20 protein-coding genes are annotated in these 24,242 nt (G+C 65.7%); 8 read left to right on the top strand and 12 right to left on the bottom strand.

Going from position 1 to position 24,242, the window contains the following annotated elements; translation table 11 throughout:
- Positions 1-2 precede the first annotated feature (2 nt).
- Together R4I43_RS24450 and R4I43_RS24445 are read right to left on the bottom strand one after the other, a co-directional pair.
- Positions 3-671, bottom strand: a complete 669-nt coding sequence (locus tag R4I43_RS24450; protein ID WP_324268034.1) for an adenylate kinase — start codon at positions 669-671, stop codon at positions 3-5.
- A gap of 8 nt (positions 672-679) precedes the next feature.
- Positions 680-1,852, bottom strand: a complete 1,173-nt coding sequence (locus R4I43_RS24445; protein WP_324268033.1) for a CaiB/BaiF CoA transferase family protein — start codon at positions 1,850-1,852, stop codon at positions 680-682.
- A gap of 453 nt (positions 1,853-2,305) precedes the next feature.
- Between R4I43_RS24445 and R4I43_RS24440 the strand changes: the two genes are divergently transcribed.
- The 4 genes from R4I43_RS24440 (at position 2,306) to R4I43_RS24425 (ending at position 8,298) form a co-directional block, all read left to right on the top strand.
- Positions 2,306-3,820: an aldehyde dehydrogenase family protein gene (locus R4I43_RS24440; protein WP_324268032.1), complete on the top strand. Its 1,515-nt coding sequence runs from the start codon at positions 2,306-2,308 to the stop codon at positions 3,818-3,820.
- 355 nt (positions 3,821-4,175) lie between these two features.
- Entirely contained in the window at positions 4,176-4,958 is a 783-nt protein-coding gene (locus tag R4I43_RS24435) for an electron transfer flavoprotein subunit beta/FixA family protein (protein ID WP_324268031.1), read from the top strand.
- A gap of 32 nt (positions 4,959-4,990) precedes the next feature.
- Positions 4,991-5,941, top strand: a complete 951-nt coding sequence (locus R4I43_RS24430; protein WP_324268030.1) for an electron transfer flavoprotein subunit alpha/FixB family protein — start codon at positions 4,991-4,993, stop codon at positions 5,939-5,941.
- Between the two features lie 128 nt (positions 5,942-6,069).
- The gene (locus R4I43_RS24425; protein WP_324268029.1) at positions 6,070-8,298 is read left to right on the top strand and encodes a (Fe-S)-binding protein; all 2,229 of its coding nucleotides are present in this window, start codon (positions 6,070-6,072) and stop codon (positions 8,296-8,298) included.
- 28 nt (positions 8,299-8,326) lie between these two features.
- On the opposite strand, the gene R4I43_RS24420 is transcribed toward R4I43_RS24425, so the two are convergent.
- From R4I43_RS24420 to R4I43_RS24390, 7 genes are all read right to left on the bottom strand, one after another.
- Positions 8,327-9,103 carry an alpha/beta fold hydrolase gene (locus R4I43_RS24420; protein ID WP_324268028.1) on the bottom strand — a complete coding sequence of 259 codons (777 nt, stop codon included), beginning with the start codon at positions 9,101-9,103 and terminating at the stop codon, positions 8,327-8,329.
- A 232-nt stretch (positions 9,104-9,335) separates the two neighbouring features.
- Positions 9,336-9,854, bottom strand: coding sequence for a gamma carbonic anhydrase family protein (locus tag R4I43_RS24415; protein WP_324268027.1), 519 nt, complete (start codon positions 9,852-9,854; stop codon positions 9,336-9,338).
- 91 nt (positions 9,855-9,945) lie between these two features.
- On the bottom strand, positions 9,946-11,328 hold the full coding sequence (locus tag R4I43_RS24410; RefSeq protein WP_407691306.1) for an FAD-binding oxidoreductase: 1,383 nt from the start codon (positions 11,326-11,328) through the stop codon (positions 9,946-9,948).
- Complete coding sequence (locus tag R4I43_RS24405) at positions 11,328-12,254, bottom strand: PPC domain-containing DNA-binding protein (RefSeq protein ID WP_324268025.1); 927 nt, start codon at positions 12,252-12,254, stop codon at positions 11,328-11,330. The genes R4I43_RS24410 and R4I43_RS24405 overlap by 1 nt, the downstream gene beginning before the upstream one ends.
- A gap of 2 nt (positions 12,255-12,256) precedes the next feature.
- Positions 12,257-13,864, bottom strand: coding sequence for an AMP-binding protein (locus R4I43_RS24400; protein WP_324268024.1), 1,608 nt, complete (start codon positions 13,862-13,864; stop codon positions 12,257-12,259).
- Positions 13,865-13,868: 4 nt separating this feature from the next.
- A complete protein-coding gene (locus R4I43_RS24395) occupies positions 13,869-15,038 on the bottom strand; it encodes an acetyl-CoA acetyltransferase (RefSeq protein WP_324268023.1) in 1,170 nt (389 codons plus the stop codon).
- Positions 15,039-15,088: 50 nt separating this feature from the next.
- Complete coding sequence (locus tag R4I43_RS24390; protein WP_324268022.1) at positions 15,089-15,982, bottom strand: IclR family transcriptional regulator; 894 nt, start codon at positions 15,980-15,982, stop codon at positions 15,089-15,091.
- Positions 15,983-16,184: 202 nt separating this feature from the next.
- Here R4I43_RS24390 and R4I43_RS24385 point away from each other — a divergent pair, with 202 nt between their 5' ends.
- The 4 genes from R4I43_RS24385 (at position 16,185) to R4I43_RS24370 (ending at position 20,225) form a co-directional block, all read left to right on the top strand.
- Entirely contained in the window at positions 16,185-17,459 is a 1,275-nt protein-coding gene (locus R4I43_RS24385) for an MFS transporter (RefSeq protein WP_324268021.1), read from the top strand.
- 43 nt (positions 17,460-17,502) lie between these two features.
- The gene (locus R4I43_RS24380) at positions 17,503-18,258 is read left to right on the top strand and encodes an SDR family NAD(P)-dependent oxidoreductase (RefSeq protein WP_324268020.1); all 756 of its coding nucleotides are present in this window, start codon (positions 17,503-17,505) and stop codon (positions 18,256-18,258) included.
- A 24-nt stretch (positions 18,259-18,282) separates the two neighbouring features.
- On the top strand, positions 18,283-19,350 hold the full coding sequence (gene ilvC, locus R4I43_RS24375; protein WP_324268046.1) for a ketol-acid reductoisomerase: 1,068 nt from the start codon (positions 18,283-18,285) through the stop codon (positions 19,348-19,350).
- 104 nt (positions 19,351-19,454) lie between these two features.
- Positions 19,455-20,225 carry an SDR family NAD(P)-dependent oxidoreductase gene (locus R4I43_RS24370; RefSeq protein ID WP_324268019.1) on the top strand — a complete coding sequence of 257 codons (771 nt, stop codon included), beginning with the start codon at positions 19,455-19,457 and terminating at the stop codon, positions 20,223-20,225.
- 115 nt (positions 20,226-20,340) lie between these two features.
- On the opposite strand, the gene R4I43_RS24365 is transcribed toward R4I43_RS24370, so the two are convergent.
- The 3 genes from R4I43_RS24365 to R4I43_RS24355 form a co-directional block, all read right to left on the bottom strand.
- Positions 20,341-21,156 carry an alpha/beta fold hydrolase gene (locus R4I43_RS24365; protein ID WP_324268018.1) on the bottom strand — a complete coding sequence of 272 codons (816 nt, stop codon included), beginning with the start codon at positions 21,154-21,156 and terminating at the stop codon, positions 20,341-20,343.
- Positions 21,157-21,263: 107 nt separating this feature from the next.
- A complete protein-coding gene (locus tag R4I43_RS24360; protein ID WP_324268017.1) occupies positions 21,264-22,196 on the bottom strand; it encodes an alpha/beta hydrolase in 933 nt (310 codons plus the stop codon).
- Positions 22,197-22,294: 98 nt separating this feature from the next.
- The gene (locus tag R4I43_RS24355) at positions 22,295-23,764 is read right to left on the bottom strand and encodes an APC family permease (RefSeq protein ID WP_324268016.1); all 1,470 of its coding nucleotides are present in this window, start codon (positions 23,762-23,764) and stop codon (positions 22,295-22,297) included.
- Positions 23,765-24,242: the final 478 nt, after the last annotated feature.

Genomic DNA, 24,242 nt, shown 5'->3' with positions numbered 1-24,242 from the left:
GGTCACGCGTCTAAGACCGACAACATCCGCTCGGTCACCGCATCAACGGCACCACTCGCTTCGATCGTCGTGAGCACGCCCTGCCGACGGTAGAACCCCAGCAGTGGGGCGGTCTCGTGCGCGTAGAGGTCCAGCCGACGGTTGATCGCGACCTCCGCATCGTCCGCCCGCCGCTCCAGCGGGCTTGAGCAGTGGTCGCAGATCCCGTGCACGACCGGGGGCTTGAACCGGACGTGCCAACTGCTGCCGCAACTGGTGCAGGTGCGTCGACCGGCCAGTCGGAGCAGCACATCGTCCCTTTCGACGCTCATCTCCAGCACCACGTCCAGCGGTGTACCCACCTCGTCGAGGGACTCGGCCAGGAATCCCGCTTGGGAGAGGGTTCTCGGGAAGCCGTCCAGGAGGAAACCAGCCGCCGCGTCGTCCTGCCCCAGTCGTTGACGCACCATTGTTGTGGTCACGTGGTCCGGGACGAGCTCACCCCTGTCCAGGTAGGACTTCGACTCGATGCCGAGCGGGGTGCTGCCGGCGATGTTGGTCCGGAAGATGTCGCCGGTGGAGATGTGCGGTACGCCGAGCTTGGCGGAGATGGATTTCGCCTGCGTGCCCTTGCCTGCCCCGGGTGGACCGATCAGCACGATTCGGAGTGCCGGGAGCTGAGTTGCGCTCACTGGGTGGCTCACCTTCCCTCCAGCCATTCGGCCACGGCCGACGTGTGCTGCCCGAGCGTGGGCGGCGCGGTGTGCTCAGTGCGCCCGAGGCGCTGCCCCTCGAAGTTCTCGAATCGCAGCGGCGGACCAGGCAGCTCGATCTTGCCGACGGCAGGGTGGTCGACCTCGAGCACCAATCCCTGGCTGCGGGTCTGCTTCCACTCGTAGACCTCGTCGATGGTGCGAACCGCGCCAGCTGGCACTCCTGCCTCGTTGCAGCTGGTGAGCCAGAACTCCCGGGGGCGGGTGAGCAGCACGTCTTCCACCGCTGCGATGAGTTCACTGCGATTGGCGAGGCGCAGCGAGTTGGTGGCGAATCGCTCATCATCGGCGTCGAGCCCGAGAAGAGCGGCGAATTTGTGCCACTGGCCTTCGCTGCCCACGGCGACTTGCACGATCCCATCAGCACAGCGGAAGGTGCCGTAGGGCGCGATCTGCGGGTGGTGGTTTCCCGAACCCGAGCCGACCTTGCCGGCTGCCGTCCACGCGGTTCCGTGGAACGCATGCGCCCCGACCAGAGCCGCCAGCAGCGACGTGCGCACGACAGAACCCCGTCCCGTACGAGTGCGGTCGTGCAAGGCGGACACCACGCCGAACGCGCCGTAGATCCCTGCGAGCAGGTCACCGATGGGCACGCCGACGCGCGTCGGGTGGTCGGGATCGGGGCCGGTGAGGCTCATCAACCCGGACTCACCCTGTGCGATCAGATCATATCCCGGGCGTTGGGAATCCGGTCCATCGTGGCCGAAGCCCGAGATGGAAAGCACCACGAGACGAGGATTCAGCTCTTCCAGCACTGGCGAGGGGAATCCCAGGCGGTCGAGCACGCCTGGCCGGAAGTTCTCGATCAGCACATCAGCACGGCGGATCAGCTCGCGCAATGACTCCTGTCCCGATGTGCTCTTGAGGTCGAGCTGGACCGACTCCTTGTTGCGGTTGCACGACAGGTAGTAGGTGGCATCGGTCGAATCATCGCCGACGAAGGGCGGTCCCCAGGATCGCGAGTCGTCCCCGCGATCGGGTGACTCTACCTTGATGACCCTGGCGCCGAGGTCACCGAGCATCATGGCGGCGTGTGGGCCGGCCAGTGCGCGGGAGAGGTCGAGCACCAAGGCGTCTGCCAACGGGCCTCTGGTCGTCACATCTAGCTCCTGTTCAAATCGAGCGAAAATTCCAGAGCTCGCCAGGTGCGAGGACTCGCGCGTTTCTGAAAATGCCAGGCAGGGAAGAACAAGCGGTGAATTACCGCGACCGGCGCGAGAGCGAACCGGTTCGTGCCTGCTTTTCGGGCAGTATCCGCATCGGGCCAGACCCATGGCAACGGACAACTCGGCACAGACGATGTGCGGGAGTGCACACCCGCATGCTGTGCAGTCCCGCACATCCGCTCTGCGTTGTTGGCGATTGTGCGCAGCGACAGCGGCCCTACGATCGATGAGAGCAGATTCTGCAAAACCAGCCGGTTCTGGACTGCATTCGACCTCCGATGAAAGCAGCCATCCGCAGCAATCCGAAGAAGTGACAGACCCGCTGGAAAAGACGTGGGCCGAGCCATCGTCGAAAACAGGTGGCCGCGCGAGGAGGCAGGCACGGAAATGGGCAACACGGTGGGAACACGGTCGGCGGACCTCATCGGCGGTGTGGCGGACGCGCGTTCGCAGCTCTACCCGATGCTGCTGGACGGGCAGTGGGTCGAAGCGCAGGAGGGCGGGGAGTCCGAGGTGACCACCCCCGCGCGGCGGGGCGAAGTCATCGCTCGGGTGCCTGCCTCGGGCGCGAACGACGTCGACCGCGCGGTGGCAGCGGCGCGGAGAGCCCAGCCCGCATGGGCAGCCGAGCACTTCAAGGTTCGTTCGCGGACGCTGGCGCGCATTGCCGACGACATCGAGGCTCGTGCCGAAGAACTGGCACGGCTGACCGCGTTGGACACCGGCAACGCGTTGCGGACCCAGGCCAGACCGGAGGTGGCCACGCTGATCGACCTGTTCCGGTACTTCGCCGGTGTTGCAGGCGAGGTCAAAGGCACTGTGCTGCCCGCGGGTGAGGGCCAGTTGCAGTACACCCGGCGAGAACCGCTCGGTGTCGTGGCTGCGATCCTGCCTTGGAACTCGCCGCTCATGATCGCAGGTTTCAAAATCCCGGCGGCGCTGGTGGCGGGCAACACCATGGTGGCCAAACCAGCCGAGGACGCCCCGCTGTCGCTGCTCCTGCTCGCCGAGATCTGCCAGCAACACCTGCCGCCCGGCGTGCTGAACATGCTGACGGGGCGCGGGCGGGTGTGCGGTACCGCGCTGGTGGAACACGCCGATGTGGACAAGGTGTCCTTCACCGGCTCCACCGAGGTCGGCCGCCTGGTGGCGCAGCAAGCCGGACGCCGGCTCGCACCCACGTCGCTCGAGCTCGGCGGGAAGAACCCGGCCATCGTCTTCCCCGACGCCGTCGATGACGACCTGATCGATGGGCTTCTGCTGGCCACGCGCTTTCACCGCCAGGGACAGAGTTGCACCTCGGGATCGCGGCTGCTGGTGCACGCAGACGTGCACGACGAGGTGATGGATGGCCTGGTCAAGAAGCTGGGTGACCTCGTTGTTGGCGACCCGTTGGAAGAGGCCTCGGACATGGGCGCAATCATCAACGAGAGCCAGTTCTGCGGTGTGCGCGACTACATCGCCGACGGATGTGCGCAACCGGGGGTCAAACTGGCGCTCGGTGGGCTCCCTCCATCGGACGGCCCGCTTTCCGAGGGCTATTACCACGTGCCGACCGTGTTCGACGCGGTTGAACCGAACTGGCGCATCGCCCGCGAGGAGATCTTCGGGCCCGTCCTCGTCGTCACGCCTTGGCGGGACGTGGACGAGGCGATTCGGCTGGCCAACGACACCAACTACGGGCTGGCGGCCTTCGTGTGGAGCAGCGACCTGAATCGAGCGCTGACAACGGCTCATCGGATCGAAGCCGGCTGGGTGCAGGTCAACCAGGGTGGCGGCCAAGTCGTCGGTCAGTCCTACGGCGGCGTGAAGCAGAGCGGTATGGGACGTGAGGTCTCCCTCGAGGGCATGCTCGAAGGGTTCACCCACACCAAGCAGGTCAACGTCCGCCTTTCGGCGTGACGTTCTGACGATCACGTGATCGGCGAGCAATACCAACAGCATCATCGTCGGCGGCGAGAGCTCCTCGTCGTTGACCGTAGAGCGCCCGGCCCTGCTCGAGCGCTCCGTCCTGGTCCTGCGCGGTCGGAGCGTGCACGGGAGCGGGCGGCCGAGTTTGGCGGACTCGGGCAGGTCTGGCGGGGCGGGGTGGGCAGTGCCCGCCCCGCCAGCCTTGTTTTTCAGCAGGGCGGGATGCCTGAAGGGCCATGTGTTTCTCTGCACAGGCTGGCTGTGCGTCCGACCACCTCGTCGGTAGTAAAATAGTAGGACGTCCTACTATTGTGATGGCGCGAAGACGACGAGGGATGGAGGGCTCGTGAACGTTGTTGTTCTGGTTAAGCAGGTGCCGGATACGTATTCGGAGCGGAAGTTGTCTGCTGGGGATCATTCGTTGGATCGCGGGTCGGCGGATGCCGTGTTGGATGAGATCAACGAGCGCGCCGTTGAGGAGGCGCTGTTGATCAAGGAGGCTCAGGGCGGCGAAGTGACCGTCGTGTGCATGGGCCCGGACCGCGCCACGGATGCCATCCGCAAGGCGCTGTCGATGGGTGCGGACAAGGCGGTGCACCTCGCCGACGAGGCGTTGCACGGCACGGACGCGCCGGCCACCGCCAAGGCGTTGGCGAAGGTCATCGGCACCGTTGAGGGTGTCGACCTGGTGATCGCGGGTAACGAGGCGACCGATGGTCGCTCGGGTGCGGTGCCGGCGATGGTCGCCGAGGTGCTGGGCTGGCCGCAGCTGACCTTCGCGCGCAAGGTCTCCACCGACGGTTCGTCGGTGAAGGTCGAGCGTGAGACCGACGCGGGCATCCTGATCGTCGAGTCGGGGCTGCCGGCCGTGGTGTCGGTGACGGAGAAGATCAACGAGCCGCGGTACCCGTCGTTCAAGGGCATCATGGCCGCGAAGAAGAAGCCGGTGAGCGCGCTGTCGCTGGCCGATGCGGGTATCGATGCCTCCGAGGTGGGCCTGGCAGGCGCCGGCTCCCAGGTGGTCGAGTCCGCTCCGAAGCCGCCGAAGTCCGGTGGTGTGAAGGTCACCGACGAGGGAGAGGGCGGCGTGGGCGTCGCCGACTTCCTGGCCGGCGAGAAGCTGCTCTGAGTCGTTCACGGTTTTCGAGGAGGCATTGATTCATGGCTGAGGTTCTGGTCCTCGTCGATCACGTGGACGGCGAGGTCAAGAAGGTCACGTACGAGCTGCTGACCGCGGCCCGTCGCATCGGTGAGCCGTCGGCGGTCGTCGTCGGTGAGCCGGGCACGGCGGGCAAGCTGTCCGAGGCGCTGGGCTCCTACGGTGCGGCGAAGGTCTACGCGGGAGAGTCCGCGGAGGCCGCCGAGTACCTGGTGACGCCGCAGGTCGACGTGCTGGCCGCGCTGGCGGGTTCGGCGAACCCGGCGGCGGTGCTGGTGCCGGCGTCGGTTGATGGAAAGGAGATCGCCGGTCGGCTGGCGATCCGCCTGGACACCGGTCTGCTGTCGGAGGTCGTGGACATCGACGGTGAGGGCGTGGCTTCGCACTCGCTGTTCGGTGGTACCTACGACGCCAAGGCGAAGGTCACCAAGGGCACCCCGGTGGTCACCGTGCTGCCCGGCTCCATCGAGGCCGAGCAGGCCTCCGGTGCCGCCGCGGTCGAGCAGGTCGAGGTCCCGGCTCCCTCCGGTGCCAAGATCACCGGTCGGCAGCCGGCCGAGGCCGGCGACCGTCCCGAGCTCACCGAGGCCAGCATCGTGGTCTCCGGTGGTCGTGGTGTCGGTTCGGCCGAGTCGTTCGAGGTCGTGGAGAAGCTGGCCGACACCCTCGGTGCCGCTGTGGGTGCCTCGCGTGCCGCGGTGGACTCGGGCTACTACCCGCACCAGTTCCAGGTCGGGCAGACCGGTAAGACGGTCTCGCCGCAGCTGTACGTCGCGCTGGGCATCTCCGGTGCGATCCAGCACCGGGCGGGCATGCAGACGTCCAAGACGATCGTCGCGGTGAACAAGGACCCGGAGGCGCCGATCTTCGAGATCGCCGACTACGGCGTCGTGGGTGACCTGTTCAAGGTCGCCCCACAACTCACCGAAGAGGCCACCAAGCGCAAGCGCTGAACGGACTTGGAACCGGTGGCCGAGAGCGATAGCGCCGTCCACCGGTTCCACTCGACCAACGAAGCGTCCACACAGGACGCAATGGCACATTTTCGAAACCCGATGCTTCTCAACGAAGGGCAAGCGACATGGGCACCCTGCAGCTCGTCCTGGGTATGGTCTGCCTGGCCATCACCGTCATCGCGGTGGCGATGGCGGTCAGGACCGTGCGGCGGATGATCTCGTCGATCCGGCTCGGACAAGCTGACCCGTCCAGATTCGGCCCGTTCGGGGCTCGGTTCGCCACTGCGCTGAAGGAGATCGTCGGGCACACCCGGATGCTGAAGTGGGGCCATGTTGGTGTGGCGCACTGGTTGGTGATGGTCGGCTTCGTTGGCTTGAGTCTCAGCGTTCTGGAGGCGTACTTCGAGGTGTTCTGGCCGGCGTTCGAGACGCCGGTGCTGAGCTGGTTCGGTCCGTGGAACCTGGTCGTGGAGCTGCTGGGGATCACCACGGTGCTCGGCGGTTTCTGGTTGATCGGCGTGCGGCAGCGGGAGCATCCGCGGCGGGCGGGTCGGGTGTCGCGGTTCCAGGGTTCGAACTTCTGGCAGGCGTACTTCGTCGAGGCCGTGGTGGTGCTGGAGGGTTTCGGGATCATCGGGCTGCGTGCCTTCAAACAGGCTGCTGGCCTGTTCGAGGCACCGGTGTGGTCGGCTCCGCTGACCTACGCCTTGGGTAGCGTGCTGCCGGCGAGCACTGCAGCGATCTCGTTGTTCGCGACGTTCAAGATCCTCTCGGCGATGATCTGGGTCATCGTGATCGCCTCGAACCCCACGATGGGTGTGGCGTGGCACCGGTTCAGCGCGTTCTTCAACATCTACTTCAAGCGCGAGGACGACGGTGACGTCGCGCTTGGTGCGGTCAAGCCGATGATGTCGGGCGGTAAGCCGCTGGACTTCGAGGAGGCCGACCCGGACACCGACGTGTTCGGCGCCGGCAAGGTCGAGGACTTCTCGTGGAAGGGCTGGCTGGACTTCACGACCTGCACCGAGTGCGGTCGTTGCCAGTCGCAGTGCCCGGCGTGGAACACCGGTAAGCCGCTGTCGCCGAAGATGCTGATCACCCAGCTGCGCGATCACGCCTACGCCAAGGCCCCGTACCTGCTGGCCGGTGGCAGCAAGGACATGGCCGGTGACGAGGTCGGCATCACCGGTGACGACGCCGAGGCCCGGCTGGGCAAGATCGATGCGCTGGCGCTGGCCGAGGCCGAGCGCCCGCTCGTGGGCGGTCCGGAGGAGATGGGCGTCATCGACCCCGAGGTCCTGTGGGCCTGCACCTCCTGCGGTGCCTGCGTCGAGCAGTGCCCGGTCGACATCGAGCACGTCGACCACATCGTCGACATGCGCCGCTACCAGGTGATGATCGAGTCGAACTTCCCGACCGAGCTGGGCGGGATGTTCAAGAACCTGGAGAACAAGGGCAACCCGTGGGGCCAGAACGCCAAGGACCGCCTCGCGTGGACCGAGGACCTGGACTTCGAAGTGCCGGTCTTCGACGGTGAGCTCGCCGCCGATGACGAGTACCTGTTCTGGGTCGGTTGCGCCGGGGCGTTCGAGGACCGCGCGAAGAAGACCACCCAGGCCGTGGCCGAGCTGCTGCACATGGCGGGCGTGAAGTACAAGGTGCTGGGCCCGGAGGAGACCTGCACCGGTGACCCGGCCCGCCGTGCGGGCAACGAGTTCATCTTCCAGATGATGGCCCAGCAGAACGTCGAGGTCCTCAACTCGGTGTTCGAGGGCCGCGCGCCGGGCAAGCGCAAGATCGTGGCGACCTGCGCGCACTGCTTCAACAGCCTCGCCAACGAGTACTCCGAGCTCGGCGGTGACTACGAGGTCGTGCACCACACCCAGCTGCTGAACAAGCTGGTCCGCGAGAAGCGCCTGACCCCGGTCGCCCCGGTCGCCGAGGACGTGACCTACCACGACCCCTGCTACCTGGGACGGCACAACAAGGTCTACACGCCGCCGCGCGACCTGGTCGGCGCTGCGGGTGCGACCTTCCGCGAGATGCCGCGGCACGCGGACCGCTCCATGTGCTGCGGCGCCGGTGGTGCCCGCATGTGGATGGAGGAGCGCACCGGCAAGCGGATCAACCAGGAGCGCGTCGACGAGGCCCTGGGCACCGCCCCCTCGAAGATCGCCACCGGTTGCCCGTTCTGCAAGGTGATGCTCTCCGACGGCCTGACCGCTCGGAAGAGCGAAAAGGTCGCCAACGAATCCGTCGAGGTCGTCGACGTCGCCCAGCTGCTGCTCAATGCGGTCAAGCGCGGCGACGACAAGAAGGACGGCGCAGCCGAGGCGGAACCCGCCACCAGCTGACGTCGGTGTACCAGGGTCGGGCACGTTGTCAGTCGTGGCCCAGGAATTCGAGCAAGCATCGGTTGAATTCGCTCGCTTCGCTCACGTGCGGGTTGTGACCGCTGTGCTCGAACACCGAAAGCCGGCCGTCGGGGACCTCATTCGCGAACCACTCCATGCCTTCGAGGTGGTAGTAGTTCGTGAAGCGCGACGTCACCACCCAGGTGGGCATGGGCAGGCGGGGCAGGGTGTCGCGCCAATCAGCGACGAAGTGGTCAACGAAGAGCTTGATCACCGCTTGGTGATCAAATGTTTCCCACGACTCCTCGGCCATAGCAGACCCCGCAGGAAGAGCGGGCTCCAGCTCTTCGTTGCTCCACTTGAAGCGCCAGTGCACGCAGTCGTCAACGTTGTTCCACGTGACGTTCTTGACTCCCCATGACCAATCTTCGTCATTGATGATCTTTGGCGACTGGTCAACAGCAACGAATCGCGTGATCCGATCAAAACCCGAGACGGTGAACATCGCGAGCGCCACGGAAACGCCCATCGAGTGGCCGACGATGGTGACGTCGTCGAGGTCCAGCTGCTCGAGCAGTTCGCGCACGTCCTGGCCGAGTCGTGCCAGGGTCTGTCCGTGCTTGGGGGTGTCCGAGTCGCCGTGGCCTCGAAGATCGACGGCCACGACGCGGTAGCCGGTTTCCAGGAGCGCCTCCCTCTGGTACTCCCAGTGCCCGCGCCGACAGCCGTAGCCGTGGAGGAGCACGATCGGCAGCCCATCACGCTCATCGTCGAACGTGATGCGAACGTTGTCAGAGGTGATCATCGTGAGGTTTTGGCCGCGCATGGCATTCCTATCTGTTTGAGCGTGGGCGTCATTGAGCGGATGTGACGAACCCGCAGTCCACCATCGAAGATCGAGTGCAATCCATCCCAAACCCCCGATCGCGCCGCATCATCGCTTCATCGGTGCGGCGAGCGGCGATGCCAGCGCCGATGCCGCGACCGTGAGTTCGTTTTGAGATGTCCAGGTCGAGCTCCGCGGCGTGGAGTGACCATCACCCTTGTTTCGCGGCTGCGTGCTCGCTGCGCTTGGTCACGTAGTGGGCTGCGTTCGCGCGGATGCCGTCGACTTCGTCGTCGGTGAGGGTGCGTCGGACCTTGGCGGGTATCCCCGCGACCAGGGAGCGCGGGGGAATGACCGTTCGTTCCGGCACGAGCGCGCCGGCTGCGACGAGGCTGTCCTCGCCCACCTCAGCGTTGTTCATGACGGTGGCGCCCATTCCGACGAGAACGTTGTCCCCGATGGTGCATCCGTGGATGGTGGCGTTGTGGCCGATGGAGACACCTCCGCCGATGGTGGCGGGGCTGCCCGGGTCGGCGTGGATGACGGATCCGTCCTGCACGTTGGTCCGCGGCCCGATGACGACGGCTTCGTCGTCGGCGCGGACGACGGCGTTGTACCAGACTCCGGACTCGGTTCCGACGGTCACGGCTCCGACCACGACCGCTCTGGATGCGATCCAGGCGTCCGGTGCGATCGTGGGCGTGCGGGCGTCATCTAGAGCGATGATCATCAGTGTTTCCTCGTCGAGGTCGGGGACAGCACGACCCGCTGGAACGGGGAACTCCAGCGGGTCGTGCTGCCGTGCGAGGGGCGTCGGAGCCTCAAGCGTGAGCTTGCAGTCCCGTGCCCGGATTGAGCACTGCCGTGGGATCGAAGGCGTGCTTCACCGAGTGATGGACAGCGAGGCTCACGGGGTCGAGCTCGCTTCGCAGCCACCCGGCCTTGAGACGACCGACGCCGTGTTCACCGGTGATCGTGCCGCCCAGGTCGAGCGCCTCCTGGGTGATCGCGTTGAACGCTTCGAAAGCGAGATCGCGACTGGAGGCGTCGATGTCGTCGTAGATGATGGTGGGGTGCAGGTTGCCGTCTCCGGCGTGGCCGAACACCCCGATCGTCAGCCCGGTCCGATCCGCGATGTGCTCGATCGCGGCGATGAGATCGGTGATGCGTGAGCACGGCACGCAGACATCGTCGAGCAGCCAGTCGCCGAGTCGCTCGAGCGCGGGGAGCGCTTGGCGCCGCGCTTCGAGGAGCATGTCGGCTTCGGTCTGGTCGGAACTGACCACGATCTCGCTGGCACCGGCTGTTGTGCAGTGCGTTTCGATGCCGACGAGCGCGTCGGGAGCATCGGCTCCGTCGTGCTGGATCAGCAGCAGCGTTGCTGTGTCGTCACCGAGCCCCATGCGCGTCATGTCATCAACGGCCCTGACGGTGGTGCGGTCGAGGATCTCCAGCAGGGAAGGGGTGATCCCCGCCCCGGAAATCGTCCGGACCGCTTGACCGGCACTGTCGAGGGTGGGAAACGACGCCACCAGCGTGCGGGGTTCGGCCGGTGCCGGGAGCAGTCGCAACGTGATCTCGGTGATGACCGCGAGAGCGCCCTCAGATCCGACGAGAAGGCTGGTCAGGTCGAATCCCGCGACGCCTTTCACCGTTCGTCGCCCGGTTCGCATGATGCGTCCGTCGGCGAGCACGCATTCGAGCCCGAGCACGAAATCACCCGTGACGCCGTACTTGACGCAGCACATGCCGCCGGCGTTCGTGGCGACGTTGCCGCCGATCGTGCAGAACTCGACGCTGCCGGGGTCTGGTGGGTAGTACAGCCCGGCTCGCCTGACGTGGTCGCGGAGTTCGGCGGTGATGACGCCGGGTTCGACCACGACGACGCGGTTCTCGGTGTCGAGCTCGCGGATGGCGGTCATGCGGTGCAGGCTCAGCACGATCGAGCCCGCGGGCGCGTTGGCCGCACCGCTGAGTCCGCTTCCGGCGCCCCGCGGCACGACCACGACGCCGTGTTCGTGAGCTGCGCGAACACAAGCCGCGACTTCATCGGTGGTTCGAGGCATCGCCACCGCGAGCGGTAGCGCGCGGTCGGTGAACCGCGATTGATCGGCGGCGTAAGTGGCCACGACGTCGGGGTCGATGGTGATGATGTCGGCGGGAAGGCGATCGACAACCCGGTCGATCGCGGTGGGGTCGGTGATCACTGCGAGGCTTCCGCTGGTTCGGAGAGGGCGAGTTCGAAGGTCATGGCGACGGGGTTGTGCCCTCTGACGAGCGCACCGCTGTAGACGTTGCCGTCGACGGCTGCGGCCGCGCAGGTCAGCTCGGCGCGGTGCGCCCCCGTTGCGTCGCGGCGGACCGTGCCGTCGAGGTACATGACTTCGGTGGCGGGGCCGGGAGCGCTGACGACTTGGTCGCCCTGGGTCAGGGTGGCGCCGACGAAGGAGCCGATCTTGCCGCGGATGACGGCGGTGTCGAACCCGTGTTGAGCGGCGAGGTCTTCGATCGCTTCGGTGATGTCGACGTTGGGGTGGATCCGGGCGACGATCGAGCGCAGGCCGCCGGACGCGCCGGTTGAGGGTTGTGCTGGTGTGGCGGGTTGCGGCTGGAACACCGGGAAGTTGATCTCGGTGTCGGGCAGCACGGTCATCGCGACGTCGCGCGTGGCGTAGAGGTCCGCGGTCACGCCGGGGCCGACGATGACCGACTCCGGGATGAGGTGACCCGCTCCCATGATCCCGTCAGCATCGACGAACTGAGCGTGGCAGTGGGTGAAGACCTCGCCGTCGCGCAGGCCGATGGTCAGTCCGCCGCGCATGAACGCCGCTGGACTGCTGCCGGTGAACGGCTCGCTGAAGGTCGCAACACTGGTGCCGGCCTCGCACACCGCCGGGATGTAGTAGTTGAACGCGGTGAACACTCCGCCGCGCAGTTCACCGAACGCACTGGTGTAGCCCTGGTCGAACACCACCTGCTGCAGAGCTTCCAGCAGGGGAGTCCCGGCCGGCAACTCGACGCTGACCGGGTGGAGGGTCGTCGGATGCACGTCGACCCGGCGGGGCAGCGGTGTACCTGGCTGGGTCAGGTAGCGGACCTCGGGCAGCACTCCGGATGGAAAGGTTGTCATGGTCAGACCTCGGTAGGCCAGGAGCCCCGATTGAGGAACTCTTCTTTGAGCAGGGCAGTGGTGACCTTGCCGTACCCGGAAGTCGGCAGCGCCGTGGCGAACTCGATTCGCTTGGGGACCTTGTAGCGGACCATGTTCGCGCGGCACCAGGTCAGCAGCTCGTCGATGGTCAGTGACGACTCCGGGCGGGGAACGCACAGGGCGTATCCGACTTCGCCCCACGTGGCATCGGGTGCGCCGACCACGCCCGCTGCGATGACATCGGGGTGTTTGAGCAACTTCTCCTCGACCTCGCGCGGGTCGATGTTGGAACCGCCAGAGATGAACATGTCCGAGGCACGGCCGGTGATGTAGAGCAGACCGGTCTGATCGACGTAGCCCAGATCTCCGGTGCGGAACCAGCCGTCGCGGAACGCCTTGGCGTTGGCGGCGGGGTTGTCGAGGTACCCCGCGAAGACCGCGGGCCCGCAGACGCAGATCTCGCCGCGCTGGCCGGGTTCGAGCTCACCGCCGTCGTCATCTTGGATGCTGATCGTCATGCCCGCGCGCACGTATCCGGCCGTGGGAATGCCATCAGGCTCGGGAGTGGTGCCGTGCAGCTCTGGCGGTAGCACGGTGATGTTGCCGGTGACCTCGCACAGTCCGTAGTACTGCACGAGAACCCTGCCGAGGGTGTCGAGAGCGGTGCGCTGGTCCCGCGAAGACATCGGCGCGCCTGCGTAGACGACGTAGCGCAGGCTGCATTCGTCGGGATCGTGCCCGGGTGGGGCGGCTTGCACCAGCTTGTTGAGGATCGTGGGCACGGTGAACATCGTCGACACGGCGTGGCGGTCGATGAGCTCCCACGCCTCGTGCACGTCGAGGGTCTCACTGGTGGTGAGCACGATCGCGGCCCCGCGAGCGACGTGGGTCAGGGCGTGCACGCCGGCGCCGTGGGAGAGGGGAGCCAGCACGAGCGTGGCGTCGCGGTCGGTCAGGTGCGGCATCAGATCGCAGATGTGGTTGGTCACCACGAAGGCCATCTGATCGTGGTTGAGCACGGCGGCCTTCGGGCGGCCGCTGGTACCGGAGGTGAAGAAGTACCACGCCGGTGAGTTCACGAAGACGGGCTCGTCAACGACCGACTCTCCGCGGCTGCTGTGCTTGTCGATCAACTGCGGCACGCGAGCACTGCCGAACTCCACGGTGGCGTCCTGCTCGTCACCGATCGACCAGATCTCGTAGCCGTCCAGCGCTCGTGCGTGCGCTTCGCACGAGTCATCGAGGATGACCAGGTCCGGGGCGACGAGTTGAGCGAGCGGGACGACGTCGTCGGGCAGCAGTTTGTGGTTGGTGGGCACGATGATCGCCCCCAACCGCCAGGTGGCGTAGAGAACCGTGAGCGAGTCCATGCAGTTCGCGCTGTGCAGCAGAACCTTGGAGCCGGCGCGGACTCCTTGCTCGCGCAGTGCCGAGGCCAGCGCGTTGACGCGTCCGTTGAGCTGCGACCACGTCCAGGTGTTCTCACCCCGGATGATCGCCGGACGATCGGGCAGCCGGGTGGCGGTCTGGGTCAAGAAGGTCGCCAAGTTGGTGGTGCGCTGCGCGTGGGGCGTCGATCGTGTGGTCATGCGGTTACCACCTCTCAAGAATGGATGCGTAGTTGGTGACCGCTGTGCCACCCATGTTGAACAGCCCGCCGAGATTCGCCCCGGGCAGCTGGAACGTCCCCGCCTCGCCCGTGAGCTGCATGGCGGTGATGGCGTGCATGGACACACCCGTGGCCCCGATGGGGTGCCCCTTGGCCTTGAGCCCTCCGGACCTGTTGATGGGCAGCTTCCCATCGGGCAGCGCGATGCCCTCGTCGATCACTTCACGTCCGCGACCAGGCTCGGCCAGCCCGAAGACCTCGTACTGGATGAGTTCGGCGATCGTGAAGCAGTCGTGGGTCTCGAGGAAGTCCAGGTCGGTCGTGGTCGTCGCGGCCTGCTCCAGCGCTTGGTTCCAAGCCCGGCGCGCACCGGCGAACTCGATGGGATCGCGCCGCGACAACGGCAGGAAGTCGTTGGCATGCGCACGGGCGCGGAATGAGACTCGTCGGGGCGCGGCCTTGGCGCGATCCGCGCTGGTGATCACCAGCGCCACGGCCCCGTCGGAGATCAGCGAGCAGTCGGTGCGGCGAAGCGGGGCCGCCACGTAGGGGTTCTTGTCCGAGACCTGGTTGCAGAACTCGAAGCTGAGGTCCTTGTGCAGCTGGGCGTAGGGATTGGTCATCCCGTTGTGGTGATTCTTCGCGGCGATGGCCGCCATCGCTGAACTCGGGTCGCCGTAGCGGTCGGCGTACTCGCGGGCGATGTTGGCGAAGACACCGGCGAATCCGCCGGAGACGTCCGACTCTTCGGGCCGGTAGCAGCCGGACAGCAGGATCTCGCCGGCTCGCGAGGTGTCCACGCCGGTCATTTTCTCGGCGCCGATGACCAGCGCCACGTCACCGCGGCCGGAGTCGATGAAATCGCACGCGGCGTACACCGCGGCACTGCCCGTGCCGCAGGCGTTCTCAACGCGCATCGCGGGGGTGAACTGGAGTTCAGGACTGGTCAGCGAGACCAGCGAACCCTGGAAGCCCTGATCGGAGAAGCCGTTGTTGTAGACACCGACGAACAGACCGTCGATCTCGTCGGCGCCGACCTGCGCATGGCTGAGCGCTTCTGGGACCACTGAGCCGATGAGGGCGGTGACATCGGGTTCGTCGAGTCTGCCGAACTTCGAGTGGCCCCATCCGATGATGGACGTTCGATCGGCCATGTCGCCTCCAGTTGAGGTGAGAGGTGTGATTCGAGGTGAGAGTTGATCCATCAGTCCGCTCGCAGGTCCGACGCTTCGCTGCGGCGCAGCGTCGGACCCAGACGAGCGGCTTCTTCCTTGAGCAGGATTGCCAGCCGGGCCTGCCTGTCCGGGCCCAACCGCGAGCTGATGGCCGCGATGCTCAACGCCATCGCCGGTTCGCCGCTGGCGTCGGGGACCGCGATTCCGATGGCCCACGATTCGGGGACCACGGTGCCTTCGTTGACCGCGACACCGCCGCGCCGACGGATCCGGTCGGCTTGTTCGAGGATCCAGTCGGGCGTGATGTTGGGATAGGTCTCGGCGAGCTCCGCAGCGTTGGCCGCGGTGACAGCGGACGCTTCTTGGGGTGACATCGCGGCGAGCAACGCCAGACCGTGCGCGCCAACACCGAGTGGATATCGGTCTCCTGCTTGCAGCACGTGACTGCGAATGGGCCAGGTGCCTTCCTCGCGGTGCAGGCAAACCGAGTGCGTTCCGCGCCGGACCGAGATGAACGCGGCATCTTCGGAGACCTGCGCGAGACGCACGACCGACGCCAGCGCCTGCTGCTGCAGCCCGTGGCGGCGCTCGGCGGCGCTCCCGATGGTGTAGGACTCGGGCCCCAGCCGATACCGCCGGCTCTCGGACTGCTCGAGGTAGCCGCTGTGCACCAGCTCGGCCAGCAGCCGGTGCACGGTGGGCTTGCTCAACCCCGTTTCCGACGCCAGCTCGGCCAGCGACAGCCCGCCCATGCGTTCGCGCCCGGCGATCATCGAGAGCAGGTTGAGCGCGCGACGAACACTCTGCGTACCCGGCGGCGACAGTCGGTCGGTCGCGGCCGGCTGGGAAACATCGTTCCGCATTGTGGATCCCTTGAGGCTGGTTTGTGATCTTACGTGGCGGGAACGAGCCTGCTCACGCACGTCAGCCACGATAGGAGTGGCAAGAGTCTCAGGTCAAACATTCTGTAATGTGGACCGATTTCCTCGGTGTTTACACAATTGATTGACCCCGTTTGCATGCGGAGCGACAGTGGCCCGACATCGTGACTCAGCTCACGAGCCGCAGTTCTGTGGAGGCTTCCCGCCGTCCCAAGCAACGTCGCTCAACAGGCAGGACCGAGACATGGCGACCATCGTGAACGAACGACCACCCCGAATCGATCTCCGGCAGGCCCGCTGGTCGCGCATCGGAGTGCCGTTGTTCGTGACCTACTTCATCTGCTTCATGGACCGCACCAACATCAGCGTCGCGTCCCCGCACCTGGCCGGCGAACTCCAGTTGAGCGCGGCTGCGATGGGCGTGGTGTTCTCGACCTTCTTCTGGGGGTACGTCCTCAGCGGCATACCTGCGGGCGCCTGGGCGAACAAGGGCCGGGCCAAGAGCATCATCGTGGTCTGCATGGTCGTCATCGGCCTGTCGGCCGGCCTGACCGGTGCCGTGCACGACTACCCGCTGCTCGTGGCCGCACGCATTGTCTTGGGGTTGGCCGAGGGCGCGATCTTCCCCGCGTTCGCGGTCATGTTCATCAACTGGTTCCCCTCGCGGGAACGCGGACTCGCGGTGGCCTTGACCATGTACACCGTGCCGCTCTCGACAGCGGTGATGGCGCCGCTGTCAGGCTGGTTGATCGAGATCACGAACTGGCGCGCGATGTTCGTCATCCAGGCCATCCCCGCGATCCTCGTCGCTGTCTGGCTGCACTTCGCGGTCACCGAGCGTCCCGAGGACAACCCCCGCCTGGACTCGGAGGAACGCGACTACATCGTGGCGACCCGGACCGTCGCCACCACCGACGAATCAACCTTGTTGCAGGTGTTCGCCCGTCCCACCGTGTGGTTGCTGGCGCTGGTCTACTTCTTCTGGGCCATGGGCATCTACGCGCTCACCCTGTGGCTGCCCACCGTCATCGGTGAACTGACCGGTCACGGATCACTGATGGTCGGCTTGCTGACGGCGATCCCGTTCTTGTGCGGAACGGTCGCGTTGTACGTCGTCACCAAGACCGCTGTCAGCACCGGTCGCTCGCTCGGGTACTTCATCGCCCCCTGCATCGCGCTCAGCGGCGCGGCCATGCTGGGCCACCACTTCATCGATCTCGGGGCCGTCTTCAGCTTCGCGATGCTCGTGCTGTCCGCCGGATCCATCTACTCGGCCCTGGCGCTGTGGTGGACCTGGGTCATGCAGATCGTGCCCCGCAACCAGTCGGGAGCCTCGGTCGGATTCGTCAACCTGTGCGGCAACTTCGGCGGGCTCGTCGGCCCTCTGCTCATCGGTCTCGTCGCGGCCCCGGGCGACACCGCATCCGGGTTCTGGATCGTGGGTGTCGGAATCCTCTTCGCCGCTGCGGTCGTCATGGTCGTCGATGCGCGCCGCACGCGTGCCCAGAAAGTCGACTAAGCGCTGAGCGCCGATCCGGTTCGCACAACTATGAAGAGGAAAGATGAGTAAGCGCATCTCGTTCGTCACCGGCGCCGGAGCGGGCATCGGCGCAGCCATCGCTGAACGCCTTGCCGAGCAGGGCACCCACGTGATCCTCGCCGATCTCAACCACGATGCCGCGACCCGGCTCGCGAAGAGCCTCGCTGATCGCGGTGCCGCCGCCGAAGCCCTCCAGCTCGACGTCGGAGACGCCGAATCGATCGCCCAGGCGTTCGCCTGGCTCGGAGACACCTACGGGCGCTGCGACATCCTGGTCAACAATGCCGGCATCGCCCGCACCTATCCCTTCGTCGACTACCCCGACGATCATTGGCTGGCCACGCTGAACATCAACCTCACCGGCGCGTTCCGGTGCGGCCAGCACGCGGCCCGGCTGATGCTCGACAACGAGTGGGGGCGCATCATCAACATCGCCTCGACCAGCGGTCTCCGCGCGGGAACGGGCCGTGCCGCCTACGGAACCTCCAAGGCAGCGTTGATCGGCCTGACCAAGCAGATGGCCGTCGAGCTGGCACCGCACGGCATCACCGTCAATGCCGTGGCACCGGGCCCGATCGAAACGCCGCTGTCTCGCGAAGTCCACACCCAGGCGATGCGGGAGGCTTACAACAGCCACGTCCCCGCGCACCGCTACGGCACGCCCGACGAGGTCGCCGCCGCCGTCGGCTTCCTCGCCACTGATGCGGCGGCTTACATCAACGGTCACGTCGTTCCCGTCGACGGTGGTTTCACCGCCGCGGGGATGCTTTCCGCCTGAGTTCAGCCGAACGCCGCGCTTCGCCTGCAGCGCGCTGCCAAACTCGCCCGCCGACGCGAGCGGATACTGAAAGGACAGTTTGTGTCAAAGAACATCTTCTACGATCGCGACGCTGATCTGTCGATCATCGCCGGACGCAAGGTTGCGGTGATCGGCTACGGAAGCCAGGGCCATGCCCACGCGCTGTCGTTGCGCGATTCCGGAGTGGAGGTCGTCGTGGGTCTCCGTGAGGGCAGCAAGTCGCGGGAGAAGGCAGCTGAGCAGGGGCTGAAGGTGCTCAGCGCCGCGGAAGCCTCCGAGTGGGCCGACGTCATCGTGCTGCTCGCGCCGGACACGTCGCAGGCCAAGATCTTCATCGAGGACATCGAGCCGAACCTGAAGGACGGCGACGCTCTGTTCTTCGGGCACGGCCTGAACATCCACTTCGGCCTCATCGAGCCGGCCGATAACATCACCGTCGGCATGGTCGCTCCGAAGGGGCCGGGACACCTCGTTCGTCGTCAGTTCCTCGACGGCAAGGGTGTTCCCTGCCTGATCGCTGTTGAGCAGGACCCGAAGGGCGTGGGGGAGAACCTCGCGCTGAGCTACGCGAGTGCCATCGGTGGCGGTCGCGTCGGCATCATCAAGACCACCTTCAAGGAGGAAGCCGAGACCGACCTGTTCGGTGAGCAGGCCGTGCTCTGCGGTGGCACCGAGGAACTGGTGAAGGCGGGCTTGATGGTCGAGGCCGGCTACGCCCCGGAGATGGCCTACTTCGAGGTGCTGCACGAGCTGAAGCTGATCGTCGACCTCATGTACGAGGGCGGCATCGAGCGGATGAACTACTCCTGCTCCGACACAGCCGAATTCGGTGGCTACCTGTCGGGCCCTCGCGTCATCGACGAGGGAACCAAACAACGCATGCGCGACGTCCTGGAGGACATCCAGAACGGCACCTTCATCAGGCGGCTGGTCGCGAATGTCGAGAACGGCAACAAGGAGCTCGAAGAACTTCGGAAGAAGAGCGCCGAGCACCCGATCGAGCTCACCGGCAAGAAGCTCCGCAACCTCATGAACTGGGTTGACCGGCCCATCACGGAGACGGCCCAGTAGATCACAGAAAGGAGTTCTCAATGCCACAAGATCTCACATTCGACGGTCCCACTGCTCAGGGGAACGAGGAGCCGAGCCGCTCCGCCTCCGGTGAACTCGGTGGCGTGGTGGTCGCAGTGTTCGGAGCCGGATCGCGTGCTGAAGGCCTGAGCAACGGGCAAGCGGCTGCGTTGACCTTCGCACGTGCCGGCGCGGCAGTCGCGTGCATCGATGTCGATGCTGACGCCGCTGAGCACGTGGCCCAGCAGATCATCGAGGAGGGCGGGACGGCGCTCGGCGTCCAAGCGGATGTCACCGTGGAGGCCGATGTGGAACGCGCCTACTCCACGATCGCCGCCGAATGGGAGCCGCCCCTGGCCGTGCACAACAACGTGGGTGTGACCATCCCCGGAGAGATCGTCGATCTCGAACGCACGGCGTGGGACAAGGGAATGGCCTTGAACGCCACGAGCTGCTACCTAACCATCCGCCATGCGCTGCCCCACATGCTCGCCCGTCGACGAGGTGCGATCGTCAACGTGTCGTCGACGGCGAGCATTCGAGACACGGGGTACGTGTACCCCGTGTACAACGCCGGCAAGGCAGCCGTGAACCAGCTGACCGTCTCGCTCGCGCTCACCTACGCTTCACGCGGTATCCGGGCGAACGCCCTGCTTCCCGGGCTGATCGACACACCGATCGGCCGTCAGGTCAGAGGTGCCGGCGCTGACCTCGAGCAGGAGCTCGCCGCCCGCCACGCGGCGAGTCCGACGGGACAGATGGGCACGCCTTGGGACGTCGCCAACGCCGCGCTGTTCTTGCTGAGCGACCGGGCCTCCTACGTCAACGGCGCACTGCTGCCGGTCGACGGCGGGCTCAGCGCGCGGTGCATGTGAAGCACGACTGAGGGGTGCGTCGTCCATCAGATGGCGCGCATCGCGAAGACGGGGCCGTGCTCACCGGCCCCGTCTTCGCGTTCCGCTGATGTGCGTTCCTCGCAACTCAGCTCTGTCAGTGCTGCGCGATGAACTCGAGCAGCTGCGCGTTGAACGCCTGGTACTCGTTCAGATGGGGGTTGTGCCCGCTCTGTTCGAAGACGCTGAGGCTGCCGTTCTGGACGGTTTCGGAGAACCAGCACATGCCGTCGAGCTCGTAGAAGGGCGAGTGCCGCCCGGTGACGACCCAGGTGGGGACGGGGATACGGGGCAGCACGTCACGCCAGTCGGCCACGAAGTGGTCGATGAGCAGGCGGCGCACCGTTGCCATGGGAAACTCCTCGAACGTCGGTGTGACCGATGCGAGGAGCTTCCGCACGTGCTCGGGTTCTTCAGGCTCACGGCCATTGTTGAACCATTCGAATCGGAAGTGAGCTGCATCGTAGACATTCGCGTCCGTGATGCCGCGCACTCCCCACTGCCAGTCCTGCTCGTTGACGATCTTGGGCGACTGGTCGATCGCGACGAACGCCGAGACCCGGTCCCAAACGTCAGCTGCGATCGAGAAGTAGGCCAGGCTGACCGACACGCCCATCGAGTGGCCGACCAGCACCACGTCGCGGAGGTCGAGCGCGGTCACCAGCTCACCGAGGTCCAATCCGAGACGAGTCATCCTTTGCCCATGTGTGGGCGCGTCCGAGCGGCCGTGCAGCCGGTGATCGAACCTGATGACGCGGTAACCGGCGTTCACCAGTGCGTCGCGCTGGAAGAACCAGGTGGGACTCTGATCCGAAAACCCGGAAGCGAGTACGACGGGACGGCCGTCGCCCTCGTCGTCGTACCGGATGGTCACGTCGTCCGACGTCGTCAGAGGCAGGTCAGTGCCGCTCATACACCATTCCTGTGGGGTTGGTTTCACAGATTGCCGGAGGCGACCCACGCGCATTGCTGAAGCGGATGGGTCGCCTCCGCCGAGTTTTGAACTCGTTGGTGCAGATCTCAGTACGTGTTGGCGCTGGACGGGTGGTCGCGCCAGATCCAGCGAATCGTCCGGGGAAACACCGAACCGCCATGACGCAGGGTGTGGCCGCCCTCGCCGAAAACGAACTTGTGGTCGTAGTAGCGGTATTCGAGCGCCGACCCCATGTCCTGGTTGGCGATCGCGAGATCGCCGAAGACCACTCGCGCGTCACGTCGGCCGCTCTGGAGCCACATGCGGATCGGCTTGCGCGGGTTGCGCCGCACCTGGGGCACGTGGTTGTGGCCTCCGCGGATGTCCACGAAGGAGCCGCAATGTGTGATCACGTTGCCGAAGAAGTCCGGCCGGTGCCACGCGGCGGTGAAGGAGGCGTTGCCTCCGGAGCTGAAGCCCACGATGACGCGGTCACGCGGATTCGCCGACACGTTCAGATCGCCCACCGCTTCCGGGAGCAGCTCTTCGATGAGGAAATGCGCCCAGGCGTCGTCGATCGAATCGAACTCGACGCTGCGGTTGTCCGAACCTCCGAAGATGGGGTAACCAGGCCCTTCCTTGCCGGCCTCAACGAACACGGCGACGGTCAGCGGGATCTCGCCCTTGGCGATGAGATTGTCGAGCACGACGTGGGCGCGAAAGTCCTCCGCGAGGTACTCCAACCCGTCGTGAAAGACGAGCAACGACGCCGGTGTCGAACCGTCGTACTGCGCCGGAACGTACACCCGGTAGTCGCGCTCGACACCCGGGTACGCGACGCCGCTGATGTGCGTCCGAAGCGCGAGGGATCCTGTCGGTAACCCTTCGTGCGGCGTGGAGTCAGGGCCGAGCGAGTACTCCGGCCGCGTGTCGTCCGCGATCGCGTAGGACGCTCGGTCCTCGCTTGAGACATGTTTGTCGGCGAACCACTCTTCCTCGCTCGACGCGGAATTTCCGGCATTGCTTCGTTCGCTGGTCATCGAACCCTTCTCCGTTCTCACGGGATCGCGGTCTCCTGGCCATTCCGGTGTGCTCGGGGATCCCGAGCAACCGTCTGCCGCTCGGCTGGTTCGTCGATTCACTGGCGTCCGATTCGCTGGTAAACCTCCGGGCGCCACCGCTTCAGGGCGACGGCTAGGAAGAAACCGAACGCGAAGACGCCGTAGACGAATACGAGGAGGATGTTGGAGACGAGTTGCGAGCCGCCGGTCAGGTGAGTGAAGTTGACAATGGACAGCGCCACGATGACGCCGAATCCCACTGCTGCGATCAAGGGGAGGACGATCGACTTGGCGAGGTGTTGCTTGTGGTGGCCATTGCGCACCAGATAGGTCGGAATTGCGATGGCGGTGACGAACTGCACCGAGATGCCGGTCAGTGCGGCCACGCCCAGCAGTGCGGCGTAGAAGACCATCGCATCGATCTGCAGGACGACCACCACCAGGTTCACGGCGAGAGCTGCCGCACTCAACACCATTGATGCCACGTGCGGCGACCCGTGGCGAGCGTGCACGCCGCTCAAAGCACGCGGGAACACTCCGTCGGCGCTGAGGTTGAAGAGGTAGCGCGAGCCGACGTTGTGGGCGCAGACGATAACTGCGAGAACACTGGTGTTGACCAGCACCGTGGCAGCGTCGAGGAGGAATTGGCTTCCGAAGGCGACGATGGTCGAATCCATCGCCTGAATCGGGTCCGCCGTTGTCGCCGACACGGCGTTGTCAACCCCGAGCGCGTTGATGAACAGCCATGACGTGACGGCGTACAGCACTGCTGCGCAAGCGATCAGGCCGTAGGTGGCCCGGGGAATCGTCTTGGTCGGGTTGCGCACCTCATCCCGGAACAGAACGGTGACCTCGTAGCCGCCGAACATGCCGCCGGCCAGGAGCAGCCCGATCGCGATCGATCCGTCGAACCAGTTGGTCGGAACCAACGGCGCTGTGCTCAACCCAGCGGCGCCACCACTCGCGAAGACCGCCACGTCGTAGGCGAGGACGACGATCAGTTCGCCGAACAGGACGAGAGCTGTCACCTTCGCCGAGAAGTCAACCCGGAGATACCCGAGCACCGCGACGATCAGCCAGAACGCGAACGCCCAGACGTACCAGGGAAGTTCAGGCCCGTGAAAGGTGTCCGACACGAGGGAACCGAGCACTACACCACCGTAGGGAAGATATCCCGCGCACACCCAGAAGTACGCGAGGAGCATGGCGAGTCCGGAACCTAGCCCTACTTTCTTCCCCAGGCCCGCTGTGATGAACGAGTAGAAGGCGCCTGGGCGCTTAAGGATGTCCGACATCCGCAAATACCCTGCGGCGAATGTGGACACGATCAATCCACCGATGATGAAGAGCGCCGGCGTGCCGATCCCGTTCCCCGAGCTCACCATGATCGGGATGACGCCGATCACCACGACTAGAGGGGCGTTGAACGCCATCACGCTGAAGAAGAGGCCGAGTGTTCCGAGATTCCCTCTCAGTTTCGGCTCGTTATCTGCCTTGCCGGCGGACGACCCGCGAAACGTGGTCGTGCTCGCACTGTTGTCGCTCATGTGCTGTCCCTATGGATGAAAGCTCACGGACACGAATGTCTTCTTGGTTGCCTGATCACCGGCATCGTCACGTTGCATCAGGCGTGCGAAAGGACTTCTCTTTCCTTCCGCGTGGTTGACCGCTCCGGTCCACGGCGAGAATTCACCGCCCGAGTTTCGGCCTGGCACCGCTTTCACCGTCGCACGAAGAATCGTCCGTGCTGGTCAAGCGCGAGATGAGTTCGCCGGACTCCACGGCGGGCACCGCCGGGAAGGTCCGGGGACGAAGCCGGCGAGGCACCTGCCGAAAGCTCGGGTGCGCAATTCGCATGCGGATCTGTGGTGGGTGTTGAGCCGCGGACGTCGGTGTCATAGCGGTTCCTGCCCCTCGTCTTGAGTAGGAGCTTGGAAGAAGTGTCGGCGGGTGCTGTCCCGCGGTTCTTCGAAGCAGACCGGTGCCGTGATCTGGGCCACGATCCGGTCTGACTGTGTTCTGCTC

The organism is Saccharopolyspora mangrovi (genome assembly GCF_035320975.1).
GTDB classification, from domain to species: Bacteria; Actinomycetota; Actinomycetes; order Mycobacteriales; family Pseudonocardiaceae; genus Saccharopolyspora; species Saccharopolyspora mangrovi.
This window is presented reverse-complemented; position numbering and strand designations above follow the sequence as displayed.